Origin of the sequence: Phenylobacterium sp., from assembly GCF_044236515.1 — a bacterium.
In the GTDB taxonomy this organism is placed as follows: Bacteria; Pseudomonadota; Alphaproteobacteria; order Caulobacterales; family Caulobacteraceae; genus Phenylobacterium.
Genome location: NZ_JBIIGK010000069.1, coordinates 1 through 15402, shown reverse-complemented (window position 1 = coordinate 15402; position 15402 = coordinate 1). Strand labels below are relative to the sequence as shown.

Annotated in this window: 12 protein-coding genes; 9 read left to right on the top strand and 3 right to left on the bottom strand. The window is 68.2% G+C overall.

The features are described from left to right. Positions 1 to 673, bottom strand: a 673-nt coding sequence (locus tag ACILRF_RS08990) for a TonB-dependent receptor (protein WP_395672043.1), incomplete at its 3' end; no start/stop codon positions are given. A gap of 521 nt (positions 674 to 1194) precedes the next feature. On the opposite strand from ACILRF_RS08990, the gene ACILRF_RS08985 reads away from it, so the two are divergent. After that, complete coding sequence (locus ACILRF_RS08985; protein WP_395672041.1) at positions 1195 to 2172, top strand: LysR substrate-binding domain-containing protein; 978 nt, start codon at positions 1195 to 1197, stop codon at positions 2170 to 2172. Positions 2173 to 2184: 12 nt separating this feature from the next. Here the strand turns inward: ACILRF_RS08985 and ACILRF_RS08980 are convergent, their stop codons facing one another. Further along, positions 2185 to 4194: an acetoacetate--CoA ligase gene (locus ACILRF_RS08980; RefSeq protein WP_395672039.1), complete on the bottom strand. Its 2010-nt coding sequence runs from the start codon at positions 4192 to 4194 to the stop codon at positions 2185 to 2187. Between the two features lie 150 nt (positions 4195 to 4344). Then, positions 4345 to 5682, bottom strand: coding sequence for an aspartate aminotransferase family protein (locus tag ACILRF_RS08975; RefSeq protein ID WP_395672037.1), 1338 nt, complete (start codon positions 5680 to 5682; stop codon positions 4345 to 4347). Between the two features lie 383 nt (positions 5683 to 6065). Here ACILRF_RS08975 and ACILRF_RS08970 point away from each other — a divergent pair, with 383 nt between their 5' ends. The 8 genes from ACILRF_RS08970 to ACILRF_RS08935 form a co-directional block, all read left to right on the top strand. After that, positions 6066 to 7076, top strand: coding sequence for an NAD(P)H-dependent flavin oxidoreductase (locus ACILRF_RS08970; RefSeq protein WP_395672035.1), 1011 nt, complete (start codon positions 6066 to 6068; stop codon positions 7074 to 7076). A gap of 31 nt (positions 7077 to 7107) precedes the next feature. Then, positions 7108 to 8532, top strand: a complete 1425-nt coding sequence (locus ACILRF_RS08965; RefSeq protein ID WP_395672033.1) for an NAD(P)/FAD-dependent oxidoreductase — start codon at positions 7108 to 7110, stop codon at positions 8530 to 8532. 11 nt (positions 8533 to 8543) lie between these two features. Beyond that, entirely contained in the window at positions 8544 to 8897 is a 354-nt protein-coding gene (locus tag ACILRF_RS08960) for a cupin domain-containing protein (RefSeq protein WP_395672031.1), read from the top strand. Positions 8898 to 8941: 44 nt separating this feature from the next. Continuing rightward, entirely contained in the window at positions 8942 to 10279 is a 1338-nt protein-coding gene (locus ACILRF_RS08955; protein ID WP_395672029.1) for a spinster family MFS transporter, read from the top strand. A gap of 226 nt (positions 10280 to 10505) precedes the next feature. After that, positions 10506 to 12857: a TonB-dependent receptor gene (locus ACILRF_RS08950; protein ID WP_395672027.1), complete on the top strand. Its 2352-nt coding sequence runs from the start codon at positions 10506 to 10508 to the stop codon at positions 12855 to 12857. Between the two features lie 201 nt (positions 12858 to 13058). Next, positions 13059 to 14033 (top strand): LysR substrate-binding domain-containing protein, encoded by a 975-nt coding sequence (locus tag ACILRF_RS08945; RefSeq protein WP_395672025.1) that lies wholly within the window; start codon positions 13059 to 13061, stop codon positions 14031 to 14033. A 118-nt stretch (positions 14034 to 14151) separates the two neighbouring features. Beyond that, entirely contained in the window at positions 14152 to 15159 is a 1008-nt protein-coding gene (locus ACILRF_RS08940) for a LysR substrate-binding domain-containing protein (RefSeq protein WP_395672023.1), read from the top strand. Then, positions 15147 to 15402 (top strand): hypothetical protein (locus tag ACILRF_RS08935; RefSeq protein WP_395672021.1); only part of this gene is annotated, 256 nt, incomplete at its 3' end. The genes ACILRF_RS08940 and ACILRF_RS08935, both read left to right, overlap by 13 nt.

The window sequence follows — 15402 nt, the reverse complement described above, 5'->3', positions numbered from 1 at the left end:
TCGCCGGGACGCTGTCGATCCAGCCGCCTTCGCGACGGTAGAAGGCGCTGACCCGGAAGCCGAGCTTGTCCTGGACGATCGGGCCGCCGACGGCGACGCCGCCTTCATAGCTCTCGTCCGCATGCGGGGTGGCCGCAACTTCGGCGCGGGCGTAGGTCGAGTAGCGCTCGAGGCTCGGGCTGGGCTGGATGAAGCGGACGGTGCCGCCCTCGGAGCCGGAGCCGAACAGCGTGCCCTGCGGGCCGCGCAGCACTTCGACGCGCTCGAGGTCGAACAGCACCGGGAAGACCGTACCGGCCGAGAAGCCGACCGCGCGGACGGCGAGCGGCACGTCGTCCAGGTAGACGCCGGTGGTCGCCGCGCCGGCGGTGGAGCGGATGCCGCGGATGGCGACGTCGTTGCCGCCGGTCGAGCGGGTGTTGAAGTTCAGGCCCGGGGTGTAGCGGACGAGGTCGTCGAACCGCTTCAGACCCTGCTGATCCATCTTCTCTTGGTTGAACACCGAGACGCTGATCGGAACCTTCGACAGGACTTCGGCCGAACGGGTCGCGGTGACGACGACTTCATCGAGGTCGCTCGCGGCGTTCGACTGGGCCTGTGCGGCGTGGGCCAGCATGGACATGGACAGCGCCACACTGGCGGTGACCATCAGGCGTTGCTTTCGATTATTCACTCAAATCCCTCCCAGAAAACATGGTCCCGATATTTCTATGGACCGATGCGACCAAAGAACATTTCGGCGTCTGGCGGGCTGGCTATCTCGACGTCCCTAAGAACGGCTAAACGCCCGGCCCGCACGCGGCGCCCGATTTCAGAGCAGACCTCTTTCGCCTCCGAGGCGCGAAAGACAGGCAGTCAGGTTGAGCCTCGACCCCTCGGCGACGAGCATGGGTCCGAGGCTTGCGGACTCGGCGGCGCCGCGCGGTCCGCGTTCGACGCGCGGAACCCGCAGTGCAACTGGAGCCTTCCAACCGACCAACGATTCCCCCTTTGAGCGTGCGCTTCACGCATCATTGCAAACAGGCAACATGGCAAATTCGCCGCGGTGAAGGTGCAAAGCCGTCGCCACCCGGTGCAGCTGCTGCACCATTCCGCGGTTCGCCGGGATCACTGCCGGCTGCTCAAGAGGCCCATGGCGTTGCCGCTTAATGGTGTGCATCATGCACCACCAAAGAGAAAGGGAGGAACAGCGTCATGTCGGGGGAAGGCGCGTCCGCAAGCACGACGGACAAGGGGGAGCGGCTGGATTTTCCGCCGTTCGCGACCCTCCGCGCCTTCGATGCCGTCGGGCGCTGCGGGGGCATCCGCAAGGCCGCCCAATTCCTCGGGATCGACCACACCGTCGTGAGCCGTCACGTGCGGGTCCTGGAGAGCTGGCTGAACGTCGAACTCTACGACCGGCGACGGTTCGTTTTGACGGAAGAGGGACGAAATTATCACACTAAGGTCGCCGCGGCGCTGCTCGACCTGACCATCGCCACCCGCGAGACCATGCGGCGCAAGGAGGCCGGCGTCCTCAAGGTGACCGCCAATCCCGGCTTCGGCGTGCGCTGGCTGGTGCGCAAGCTTTCGGCGTTTGGCTCGCAGCACCCGGCCATCGAGATCGAGTTCCGGCCCCGGGACGAGATCCCCGACCTGCTGCGCCACGAGGCCGACGTCGACATCCGCTGGATCCGCGGGTTCGAGCCGAAAGCGGACCTGAAGGGCGTGAAGGCCATGGTGCTCACCCGTACGGCCGGCTTCTGCGTCGCCAGCCCCGAGTACGCGAGCAAGGTCAAGATCAACACGGTCAGCGATCTGTTGCAGGCCAACCTGATCCACGAACAGGACAGCACCCAGTGGCGCAGCTGGCTCGCCCTGCACGGAGTCAGCGTTCCCGACGAGCTCGGCGGGCCCCGGCGTTGGCAAGCGCATGCGGCGCTTGAAGCGGCGCGGAGCGGGGAGGGCGTCGCCCTGACCAACGTCTACCTCGTCGGCGATGACCTGGCGACGGGCCGGCTGGTGATGCTCGGCCCGCCGGGCGCGAACGGCTTCGCGCTGACCGGCGGCGGCTACCAGTTCCTCGCCCTGGAGGCCCGCTGGCAGCAGCGCGCGATCACCCTGCTCAGAAACTGGCTGGCCAATGAGATGGCCAACAACCCGCCCTACGAGCTGGACGAGCCGGTCGGCTAGCCGGCGTCGGGGTCAGCCCCGACGCGCCTTCGCGAAATCGACGTACCAGTCGAGCACGCCGGGATTGCGCATCGCGTCCTTGCTCGCCACCCGTTCCGGCGCCCAGCCGAGCAGCAGGCGCTGGATCGGCACCTCCATCTTCTTGCCGGTCAGGGTGTAGGGGATCTCGGGCGCCACGACGATCTCGCTCGGCACGTGCCGCGGGCTCGCTTCGACCCGCAGCTTACGTCGGATTTCGCTCGCCAGGTCCTCGCTCAGCTCGGCGCCGGGCCGGAGCTGGACGAACAGCGGCATGAAGCCCTCGTGGCCTGGGATGTCGACGGCGACGATCAGCGAGTCGGTGATCTCCGGGATCGCGTCGACGACGCGGTAGATCTCGCCGGTGCCGATCCGCACCCCGAAGCGGTTGAGGGTCGAGTCCGAGCGGCCTTCCACGAAGCAGCCGCCGCGCGTGTTGACCCGGAAGAGGTCGCCGTGCCGCCAGATGCCGGGGAAGGTGTCGAAGTAGGTTTCCTTCAGGCGCACGTCGCCGACGTCCCCCCAGAACCCGAGCGGCGCCGAGGGGAAGGGCTGGCGGACGACCAGTTCGCCCACTTCGTCGACCAGGGAGACGCCGTTGTCGTCCCAGGAGTCGACGTCCATGCCGAGGCGTCGCGCCTGGATCTCGCCGGCATAGACCGGCAGGATCGGCACCCCGCCGACGAGGCCGCCGCACAGGTCGGTGCCCCCGGACTGCGAGCTGACCCAGACGTCCGGTTTAATCTCCTCGTAGATCCACGCGAAGATGTCGGGCGACACCGGCGAGCCGGACAGCGCCACGGCCTCCAGCGACGACAGGTCCAGGGTCCGGCGCGGGTGGATGCCGGCCCGCCGCATGATCTGAACCAGGGTCGGGCTGGCGCCGAAGGTGGTGGCGCGCGCCGAGGCGGCCAGGCGCAGGAGCTTGTCCTCGCCCTCGTGCACCGGGCTGCCGTCGTAGAGCACGATAGAGGCGCCGGCGAGCAGGCCGGAGACCACCACGTTCCACATCATCCAGCCGGTGGTGGTGTAGAACATCAGGCGGCTGGTCGGCCGCAGGTCGCTCTGCAGGTATGCCGATTTCAGGTGCTCCAGGACGATCCCGTGATGGCCGTGGATGATCGCCTTGGGGCGGCCGGTGGTGCCGGAGGAATAGAGGATCCAGAGCGGGTGGTCGCTGGCGACCCGCTCGAAGCGGAAATCCCCCCGCGGGCCCGGATCTTCCTGCAGCGCGGTCTCGAACGCGGTGCAGGGCAGGCCGTAATCCGGCGCGCCGCCGGCGCCGATGAAGTCGAAGTAGATGACCTGGGTCAGCGTCGGAAGCCCGGCGACGATCTGCGCCCCTTCGGCGCGGCGGTCGAAGCGCTTGCCGGCGAAGCTGTAGCCGTCGGCCAGGAAGATCACCTTCGGTTCGATCTGGTCGAAGCGCTCGACCACGGTCATCGCCCCGAACTCGAGCGCGGCCGAGGACCAGACCCCGCCGACAGCCGTGGTCGCCAGCACGGCGATGACGGTCTCGGGCGTGTTCGGCATGTAGGAGACGACCCGGTCGCCCGGCTCGACGCCGGCCTTGCGCAGCCAGATGGCGAGCGCGCGGACCTTGCGGTCCAGTTCGCCCCAGGTGAGCGACGCTTCGGGCCGCGTCTCGGCGCTATGGACGATGGCGATCTCGTCGGGCTTGTCGACGCCGTTGCGCAGGGCGTGCTCCGCATAGTTCAGCCGGGTGTCGGGGAACCAGCGGACGTCGAAGCCCTCGCCACGCCGCACCTCGGTCGGATCGCCGTCGGCGGTGATGTCGAAATAGGCCCAGATCGCCCACCAGAAGGCGTCGATGTCGGCCACCGACCAGCGCCACATCTCTTCGTAGTTGGCGAAGCTGAGACCGCGGGTCTCCCCGAGCCATTTGGCGAAGGCGGTCAAGTTGGCGCGGTCCAGGCGCTCCTGGCTCGGCGTCCAGAGCAGGTCGCCCTCCTGGGGCATGGCTTTGGTCAGCTCTTGTTCCATTCCGAACTCCATTCGAACCGGACCGCTGGCTCTGGTTCGCGGCCGCAACGCATGTCTAAAACAAAGTGGCGCAGGCGCCGCCACCGGTCCGGTGGCGAGGCCTGCGCCGGATCCCCGAGGCGGCTATTCCCCGGGCGACCGCCTCAGCTGTCAACCGGTGAAGCAGTCCCGGTAGCGGATGGCGAAGCGCTCCACCGAGCCGACGAAATCGGCCAGGTTTTCGTCGGTGGTCGGCAGGGTCAGGGCGATGAAGCCGCGCTTGGCGATGTAGAAGCCCTCTTCCAGCAGGTGGAAGAACAGCAGGTCCTTCAGGCGCGGCTCGCCGGCCGCCGCGTCGGCCAGGCTCTTCACCGGCTTGGCGGTGCCCTGGAAGACCATCAGCGATCCGATGCCGGTGACGCGCATGGGCGCGCCCTGCTCGGTCAGAACTTCGTTCAGGCGGGCGCGCAGGGCGTCGCCGCGGGCCGAGTGGGCCTTCGCCCGCTCAGGCGTGTAGACCTTGGTCAGCCCGACGTAGCCGGCGGCCATGCTGATGACGTTGTTGTTGAAGGTGCCGGCGTGCTGAAGGGCGTCCGGCCGGCGAGGGTCGAACATCGCCATGATCTCGGCGCGTCCGCCGAAGGCGCCGAACGAGCTGCCGCCGCCGATGTACTTGCCCAGCGTCGTCAGGTCCGGGGTGATGCCGCAGATCGCCTGATAGCCGCCGCCCGACAGGCGCGAGGTCATCACTTCGTCGAAGATCAGCAGGGCGCCGGCCTTCTTCGTCTCCGCCCGGAGCGTGCTGAGGAACTCGTCGGTGCCCGGCAGGCAGCCGCCGGCGCCGAGCATCGGCTCGACCAGGACGGCGGCCAGGCTGTCCGCGTTCTGGCGGATCAGTTCAGCCGCGCCCTCGGCGTCGTTGTAGTCGCCGAACACGAAGTCATGGGGCAGGTTGGTCGGCGCCGACGGGTAGGCGAACGACATCACCGCGCCATGGTAGCCGCCGCGGAAGACCAGGATCCGCGAACGCTTGGTGTAGGCCTTGGCCAGGGCCACGGCCATGACGTTGGCTTCGGTGCCCGAGTTGGTGAAGCGGACGAGGTCGATGCTCGGGAAGCGGCTGCACACCGCCTCGGCGAGCTTGGCTTCGTTGGCGTTGTGACCGGACAGGTTCAGGCCGTTGTCCAGCGCCGCATCGATCGCCGCGCGGATGTCCGGGTCGGAATGGCCGAAGATGCCGGCCGTGAACTCGCCGAGCAGGTCGACGTACTCGTGGCCGTCGACGTCCCACAGCTTGGCGCCCGCGCCCTTGGTGATGAACAGCGGGAACGGAGGATAGAACAGAACCGAACGGGTGTTGCCGCCCGGAAGATTGCGCTCGGCCTCGTTGAGCTTCTCGAGGCTCTTGGGATTTCGCTGGATGAAGGTCTCGATCGCCATGTCGAGCGCCTGGCTCAGCTTCTCGGGCGACACGCCAGGGGTCTTCGCAGCCTGAACGTCAGTGAGCATGGATCTCGACCTTATAACCTGTTGACTGCCTGTCCGCGTCCGCGCGGAGCGTTGCAGGGAAGGGCATCAGCCCATTTCGAGTGAATGTAGGCGGGCGGTTCAGGCAAGCTGTGAAATTCGCCCAGGTAGGTGACGCTGATGCACCACTACTAAGGTCGAGGCCGCAACGTTCGCCTGTCGTGGCGCGCCGCGGTCACTTGCGCCGCGCAAGCTGTGGTGCAGAGGATGCGTTGCATCCATCTCGTTTTGCACCTCTCAATCCGATCCGGGTTTCTCATTATCCGCGGCTCAATGTACGAGCCGCGCCCAAGTCCGAAACGGGGGCGGCCGTCTTATCCGCCTCTCGCCGAAGGTCCCGATTTCAACCTGCAGAATTGAGGCAGATGGCGTCCCTTACTTCCCGACCCAAGGCGCTTGAGCGCGTCCGCTTCCCGGTCATCGGGTCGCCGATGTTCATCATCAGCACGCCGGCCCTGGTCATCGCCCAGTGCAAGGCCGGCATCGTCGGCTCGTTTCCCGCTCTGAATGCCCGGCCCGCGTCGCAGCTCGACGACTGGCTGGCGGAGATCACGGAAACCCTGGCCGACCATGACCGGCGCAATCCCGACGCGCCGGCGGCCCCGTTCGCCGTCAACCAGATCGTCCATCGCAGCAACGCCCGCCTCGATGAGGATATGGCGCTGTGCGAGAAGCACCGCGTGCCGATCCTGATCACCTCCCTCGGGGCGCGGGAGGATGTCAACGCCGCCGCCCACGGCTTCGGGGCGATCGTGCTGCACGACGTCATCAACAACACCTTCGCGCGCAAGGCGGTCGACAAGGGCGCCGACGGCCTGATCGCGGTCGCCGCCGGGGCAGGCGGTCACGCCGGGGCGAAAAGTCCCTTTGCGCTGGTGGCGGAGATCCGCGCCTGGTTCGACGGCCCGCTGGCGCTGTCCGGCTCCATCGCCACCGGCGCCGCGGTGCTGGCGGCCCAGGCGATGGGCGCCGACTTCGCCTATATCGGGTCGCCCTTCATCGCGACCACGGAAGCGCGCGCCTCGGCGGAGTACAAGCAGGCGGTGGTCGACGCGACCAGCGACGACATCGTCTACAGCAACCTCTTCACCGGGGTGCATGGCAACTACCTGCGGGGCTCGATCGCCGCGGCGGGGCTCGATCCCGACAACCTGCCCAGCAGCGACCCGACGGCGATGAACTTCGGCGAGGGCCGGACGAAGGCCTGGCGGGACATCTGGGGCTGCGGCCAAGGGATCGGGGCGATCGGCGGCGTCGAGGACGCGGCCGACTTCATCGGGCGGTTGAAACGCGAATATCGCCAGGCCGAGACACGCGTGGCGCAGCTTGGCGCGGGCCAGCGGGCGGGCGCGGCGCAAGCCGCGCTCGAGGGCTGAGGCCAGGCGGATCAGGGATTTCGGAGCGAGCATGGATCAAGGGAACAACACCGCCGGAGTAGACGGCGCGAGCCGGGAGAGCGGCCTGCTGAACGGCGGCGTGTCCTATTGGTACTCCGACATCGGCCTGCCGGCCCGGCGCGCCGCGCTCGCGGCCGACGACACGGCCGATGTCTGCATCGTCGGCGGCGGCCTGACCGGCCTCTGGACCGCCTATTACCTGAAGACCCTGAACCCGAAGCTCGCGGTCACCGTCCTCGAGAAGAACTTCGCCGGCTTCGGCGCGTCAGGACGCAACGGCGGCAACCTGACGGGCGGCTTCCCTTGGGCGCGGCGCCACTATCTGAAGCACGGCACGGCCGATCGTCTGGGCGCCTTCGAGCGGGCGCTCGCCGCCACCGTCGACGAGGTGGTCGGGGTGCTGGCCAAGGAAGGCATCGACGCCGACATCCTGCGTGCGGGCAACCTCGCCGTCGCGACCAACGCCGCCCAGCAGGCGCGCATGGAGCGCCGCTTCGAGGCGTGGAAGGCCCGGCCCGAAGGCGTGCGCCTGCTGTCCCGGACCGAGCTCGCCGAGCGGGTGCAGATCGCCAACGGCAGCGGCGCGATCTTCGATCCGACCAGCGTGCGCGTGCAGCCTGCCAAGCTGGTCCGCGGCCTCGCCGCCGTGGTCGAGGCGAAGGGTGTCCGCATCTACGAGGACACCACGGTCACCGAGATCCTGCCGGGCCGGGTCAGTACGTTCGGCGGGCCGAAGGTGCGGGCGCCGATCGTCATCCGCGCCACCGAGGGCTTCACCCCGACCTTCCCCAGCCTGCGCGACAAGATCATCCCGCTGAACAGCGCGATCATCGTCACCGAACCCCTGTCCGAAGACGTTCTGGCCACCTGGCCGGGCGGCGAGACGGTGTCGGAACTCTCCCACGCCTATGCTTACTGCCAGAGAACGCGCGGCGGCCGGATCACGGTGGGCGGGCGCGGCGTGCCCTACCGCTTCAACTCCGGGATCGACGACAACGGCCGCACCCAGGAGGCCACCATCGCGACCCTGGTCTCCGATCTGCGCCGCCTGTTCCCGCATGTCGCGCACGCCAAGATCGAGCAGGCCTGGTGCGGCGTGCTCGGGATGCCTCGCGACTGGTGCGCGCGCGTCAGCTTCGACAAGGCGACGGGTCTGGCCTCGGGCGGCGGCTACGTCGGCGGCGGTCTGGCGGCCTCGAACCTCGCCGGGCGCACCCTGGCCGATCTCGTGCTCGGCCGCGACACCGAGCTTGCGACCCTGCCGTGGGTCAACATGCCTGAACGGCGCTGGGAGGGCGAGCCGCTGCGCTGGCTGGGCATCTCGGCGCTCTACGGCTGCTATCACATCGCCGACAGCCGCGAACGCAGCGGCAAGGTCTCGGACACATCGCGCTTCGCGACCTTCGCGAGCGCCATCAGCGGACGCGATTACTAGGAGCTCCTCCCATGCTGCACATCTCCAACTCCGAAGCCGCCGGGCTCGCCCTCAACGGCCCCGCGCCGAAGGCCACCACCCTCGACCCCGGCCAGCAGGAATGGGCCAAGTACGTCTATGGCGACGGCCAATCGGCGCTGCGCATGGGCGTCTGGGAATGCTCGCCGGGCCGCTTCACGGTGAAGCGCACCACCACAGAGATTTGCCAGATCCTCAGCGGCCGCGCGACGCTGACCGCCGCGGACGGCACGACGATGGAGCTCTCGCCGGGCTCGAACTTCGTGCTGCCGGTCGGCTGGGAAGGCCAGTGGCAGGTCCACGAACTGATCCGGAAGATCTTCATCGTCCACGATCCGGCGGCCTGATCGCCCGCCTCACCCCCGTCGCTTCCACGAAAGGTCCGACTGACATGAGCAGCACCGAGGCGCGTGAAGACGTTCCGGCCACTCCGCCGCCTCTGGAGGACGGGCGTCGTCGCCGCCTCCTTTGGCTGCTGCTCATCGTCTACACGCTGAACTTCCTGGACCGGCAGGTGGTTGGCATCCTGGCCGAGCCGATCAAGCACGACCTGGGAATCGCCGACTGGCAGATCGGCCTGATGTCGGGCCTGGCGTTCGCGGTATTCTACACCCTGCTCGGCCTGCCGATCGCGCGGCTGGCGGAGACCTTCAACCGGGTGTGGATCATCGGCGGTTCGCTCACGCTGTGGAGCGCCTTCACGGTGGCCTGCGGCTTCGTCCAGAACTTCACCCAGTTGGTCGCCGCCCGGCTTGGCGTCGGCTTCGGCGAGGCCGGATTCACGCCCACCTCCCACTCGCTGATCGCCGACTACACGCCGAAGGAAAAGCGCGCTTCGGCCCTCGCCTTCTTCGCCATGGGCCAGCCGGCCGGCGCCCTGATCGGCATCGCCCTCGGCGGGATCATCGCCGACGCCTACGGCTGGCGGACGGCCTTCCTGATGGCCGGCGTGCCCGGCCTGCTGCTCGTGCCGCTGGTGATGCTGTGGCTGGTCGAGCCGCGCAACATGATGCCCGTCAAGCCCAAGGCGCCCGGCTCGGGTCACTTCTGGGCGACCGTGCGGCACCTGATGAAGAAGCGGACGTTCCGCGCCGTGAACATCGCCGGGACCATCAAGTCCTTCATCTCCTACGGCTCGGCGCCCTTCACCGCCTCGTTCTTCCTGCGCAACCACCGCGAGGCGCTCGAAGCCATGGCCGCGCCGTTCGGTCTCGGCGCCGTCGGATTCCTCGGCCTCGTCATGGGCGTCTCGATCGGCATCGCGGGCATGACCGCGAGCTGGCTGGGCGGCGTGCTGGCGGACCGCGCGGCGCGGAAGGACGTGCGCGATTCCATGAACGTGCCGACGATCGCGGCTATCCTGTCGCCGTTCATCTACGCAACCGCCCTGCTGATTCCGAACGCCCCGCTCGCGCTCGCCATCCTCATCATCCCGTACTTCCTGAACGCCATCTATTACGGCGCCAACTACGCCGCCCTGCAGGGCCTGGCCCCTCCCGGCATGCGGACGATTTCGGCCTCGATGTACATGTTCATCATCAACCTGATCGGCCTTGGCCTCGGGCCGCTGCTGGTCGGCGCGCTGTCGGACATCATCGCCGGCCCGATGGGCTACGGCTCGGCGGAGGGCATCCGCTGGGCCCTGATCTCCACCTCGTCGCTCAGCCTCGTGGCCGCCTATTTCTTCTGGGGCGCCCGCAAGACCATGCGCGAGGAGCTGGTCGGCTAGCCCGCCGACGACCTCCCGCTCCCGCAGGTCCGCCCCAGCCGCGGGCCTGCGGGAGGCAGGCCGCGTCACCCTTCTGGCCGGCCTGTTCGTCCGTCATTGCGGCGGATGCACCGCCCTCTGCACCGTTTACGACTTCCGCCGGATTCCGGTCGGTGTGAACGTTTGATGATACCGCCGGGGCTTGGCGTCCGCTCCCGGGGACCATCACACATCGAGGGGACTGGGAATGAAATCGTATCGCCTATTGTTGCTGTCCGGAGCCGCCGCCGCGAGCCTCCACGGCGTGGCTTTCGCGCAGAGTGGCACGCAGGTCGACGAACTGGTCGTCACCGCCAGCCGCCGTGAAGAGACGCTCAGCCGCGTTCCGCTGTCCGTCGCCGCCTTCGCTCAGGAAGACCTGATCAAGCAGCGCGTGACCCGGATCGACGACCTGTCGCGCGTCACGCCCGGCCTCTACTTCCAGCGCGGCGGCTACGGCAGCGCCCGCGCGCCGACGCCGAGCATCCGCGGCATCGGCAGCAACATCGGCACCGGCACGACCGGCATCTACATCGACGACACGCCGATCAACGTCCGTTTCGCGGCGAACATTTCGTCCAACCTGTTCCCGCGTCTCTATGACCTGGAGCGCGTCGAAGTGCTGCGCGGGCCGCAGGGCACGCTGTTCGGCGCCAGCGCCATGGGCGGCGCCATCCGCTTCATCACCCCGACGCCGAGCCTGACCAGCTCGCGCTTCCGCGCCTCGGCCGAAATCTCCACCATGGCCGGCGACCAGGGCTACGAAGTCGGCGCCGCCGGCGGCGGGCCGATCATCCAAGACAAGCTCGGCTTCAACCTGTCGGTCTTCTACCGGCGCGATCCGGGCTTCGTGGATCACCGCGACTATCAGACCAAGAAGATCGACCAGGCGAACTCCAACTGGGGCGAATCGGCGGTCGTCCACGCGGCCATGAAGTGGCAGCTGAACGAGGCGATCTCGATCACCCCCTCGGTGCTTTACCAGTACGAGTTCCAGAACGACGGCAACCAGTACTGGGCGCCGTTCTCCAACCGCGACAGCGGCCGGTTCGAGCACCAGGGGGCCCTGCGGCAACCTTCGCTCGACCGCTTCTACCTGCCGTCGCTCCGCATCAACGCCGACATCGGCTTTGCGGACTTCGTGTCGAACACCTCGTTCCTCTACCGCATGGCGCACGCCGATCCTGACTACACCCAGGAAACCAACGCCATCCGCCTGCCCAACATCACCAACCCGCCGAACCTGAACGCGGTCTATCCGTATCCAGGCGAGGCGATCCAGGCCTACTACCGCAACAAGCAGCGCCGCCTTGCGCAGGAGTTCCGCCTGCAGTCGAAGGACGACGGCTCGCGCCTGCGCTGGGTCGCCGGCGCTTTCTACTCGCACCTGGAACAGCGCGACCTGCAGATCTCGACCGGCACCGACACGCTCGACCGGACGCTGCGGACCTACTTCAACACCACGCACGCCGCGCGCTTCGGCGGCGTGCCCCCGTACTCGGCCTACGGCTTCAACAACATCCAGTACCTGGTCACCGACCGGCCCGAGGAAACCCAGACGGGCGTCTTCGGTCAGGTCGACTTCAACCTGACCGAGAAGCTGAAGCTGATCGCGGGTCTTCGCTATTCGACGTCGAAGAGCAGCTACAACGCCTTCACCGCCGGCCCGTCGAACGGCGGCTCGGAATCGTCGATCGGCAGCTTCAAGGAGCATGCCTGGACGCCGAAGTTCGGCGTCGCCTACCAGATCGACGAAGACAACATGGTCTACGCCAACGCGGCCAAGGGCTTCCGCCCCGGCGGCGCCTTCCCGCCCGTGCCGCGGGCGTTCTGCGGCGAAGACCTGGCCAACATCGGCCTGACGCAGTCGCCGGCGACCTACAACGCCGACAGCCTGTGGAACTATGAAGTGGGTTCGAAGAACGCCCTGTTCGACCGCCGTCTGCGGATCGACGCGGCGGCCTACTACATCAAGTGGCAGGACATCCAGCGGACCGTGCCGCTGCCGATCTGCACCCTGAACTACATCACCAACCTCGGGACGGTGATCAGCAAGGGCGTCGAGCTTTCGGTGACCGCGCGCCCGACCGACGCCCTGACCTTGACCGCCAACATCGGCTACACCCAGGCCGAGACCGGCGAGACGCTGCAGAGCTCGCCGCGTCGCGACGGCACCCGTGTCATCCTCACCAAGGAAGGCATGAACCTGAACCTGCGGCCGTTCACGGCCGCGGTCGCCGCCAACTACGACTTCGACCTGTTGCAGCGTCCCGCCTACTTCCGCGTCGACGCCAACTACCAGGGCAAGAACACGGTCACGATTGACCCGCAGGTCCAGGGCTACAACCCGCTGACTGCGTTCAATCCGAAGCCGTACACCCTGGTGAAGGTCCGGGCCGGCATGACGTTCGACAAGACCGAGGTCTCGGTGTTCGCCGACAACCTGCTCGACCAGCACCCGGTGCTCACCCGCGGCAACTACTCGCTGCGTTCGATCCTGCTCTACGAGACCACCCTGCAGCCGCGCACCGTCGGCGTGCGGGTCGACTACCGCTACTAAGGACCTGAAGGTCCGCCGCGCCGGGAGATGGCCTCTCCCGGCGCGGGTCGCGGCCCAGATCGGGCCGTCATCCCTCCCTACCGCTCTCTCCACCTAGGCTTGCGACGTTAGGTCACGCGGGCGGATGGTCTTTGCGACGGCTGCCGCCTGTGTAATCACTGCCGCCCAACGACAAGAGATGCTCCTGGGGAGGAGGCAGCCATGAATCAGCACGCGAATGTTCTGGCGGCCAAAGCCGATCGCCTGGAGATCCCGCCGTTTGCGGTGCTGCGCGCCTTCGAGGCCGTCGGGCGTTGCGGCGGTATCCGCCGCGCGGCGGCGCAACTCAGAATAGACCACACCGTCGTCAGCCGGCATCTGCGCACGCTCGAGGCGGTGATCGGCGTCGAGCTGTATGAGCGCAACAGCGGCCTGACCGAGGCCGGCCAAGCCTATTACGAGCGGATTTCCCGGGCGATCCACGACATGGCGAGCGCCACCGCCGACACCATCGGCGGCAAGGGGCTCTCGCGGCTGAAGATCTGCTGCGTCCCGGGTTTCGGGTTCCAGTGGCTCGCCGCCCGCCTGTCGAGCTTCCGCGCCGCCCATCCGGACATCGACCTTGAATTCCACCCCACCGACATCGCCCCCGACCTCCTGCGGCACGAGGCCGACGTCGACATCCGCTTCGCGACCGACCAGGCGGCGATGGCGCCGTCGGCCTCGGTCCGGGCCTATGAGTTCACCCGCTCGGTGGCGGTCGCCGTCGCCAGCCCGCCTTATCTCGCCAGGATCGGACCGGTTCGGACGGTCGCCGACCTTCTCGGCGCGACCCTCGTCCACGAGGAGAACGCGGGCCAGTGGCAGCGCTTTCTTGCGGCTCACGACGTCGAAATCGCAGGCGAACTGCCCGGGCCCAAGATGTGGCATGCCCATGCGACGCTCGAGGCGGCGCGCAGCGGCGAGGGCGTGGCGCTGACCAATCGCTTCCTGCTCCGCGACGACCTTGACCAGGGTCGCCTGGTCCTTGTCGGGCCTGAGGCGACGGCAGGGTTCCCCAAGATGATGGGCGGTTACTGGGTGATGGCCACCCAGAGCCGGTGGCGGCAGCCGAGCGTTCAGGCCTTCCGCAACTGGCTGGTCGGCGAGGTCAAGAAGGGCCTGCCCGGCAACGCGCACCTGGCCCTCGCCAGTTGATGCGACCGCCGGTGGTGTACGGGGTACACCTCGGCGGCTCTCCCATGCACCTCGACGCGACCCGCCGCAGCGTGTGCAGTGTCACCCTGGCCGCGCAAAGAACGCGGGGAGGAAAGTGATGACACGCACGGCGCCGGGCGGCCCCGCGGAAGACGACCGGCTGGAAATGCCGCCCTTCGCGGCCTTACGGGCCTTCGAGGCCGTCGGTCGGTGCGGGGGCATCCGCCGCGCGGCGGCGCACCTCGATCTCGACCACACCGTCGTCAGCCGTCACTTGCGCACCGTCGAGGCGTGGGTCGGCGTGACCCTCTATGACCGCGACCTCGGCCTGACCGAGGCGGGGCGGATCTATTGCGAGCGGATCTCGCGGGCGATCCACGACATCGCCGGGGCGACAAGCGCCGCCATGGCCGGCAAGCGGCTGGCGCATCTCAAGATCTCGTGCGTGCCGGGCTTTGGGTTCCAGTGGCTGGCCGGTCGGCTGATCGAGTTCCGCACCCAGCACCCCGATCTGGAACTGGAGTTCCACCCGACCGACCGCGCGCCCGATCTGCTGCGCCACGAGGCCAGCATCGACATCCGGTTCGCCCAGGACGTGGCCGCCCTTGGGCTGCCGAGCTCGATCCAGGCCGTCGAATTCGCCAAGTCGGTGGCGGTCGCGGTGGCGAGCCCCGCCTATCTCGCCAAGGTCACGGCGCCGGAGCGGATCGAAGACCTGCTGCGGCTCAACCTGATCCATGAGGAAGACGCCGGACAATGGCGTCGCTTCCTGCAGGCCCACGGCGTCTCGGGCCCGGAGGAGTTGCCCGGCCCGAAGGTCTGGCACGCCCACGCGACGCTCGAGGCGGCGCGGTGCGGCGAGGGCGTGGCCCTGACCAACCGCTTCCTGCTGCGCGACGACCTCGAACAGGGGCGACTGATGCTGGTCGGCCCGCCGTCAGATCCCGGGTTCGCGCGCCAGATCGGCGGCTACTGGTTCATCGCCTCCCAGAGCAACTGGCGCCAGCCCCTCGTCGAGGCCTTCCGCGAATGGCTGACGGCCGAGACCGAAAAGACGATGCAGGCGGCCGGATCGCCGCATCATGCCGATCAACCCCAACTGGAAGTTCCGCGATGCGCTCCTTGACCTGCCTGCTGCCGCTTGCTGCGGCGGCCCTGCTTTCCACCTCGGCCGAGGCTCAGACGGCGACCCGTCGTGTCGCGTCGCCGCCTGTCGCTGCGCCGAAGGGGCCGGACGCGTTCGCCGCCGCTCGCCTGCAGCGCGCCATCGAGGACATCCACCGGCGTGACGCGACCATCCCCGGGGTGATGGCGGCGGTCAGCGCGCCGCGGCTCGACGTCGAGTGGGAGGGGGCGACCGGCTCGCTGG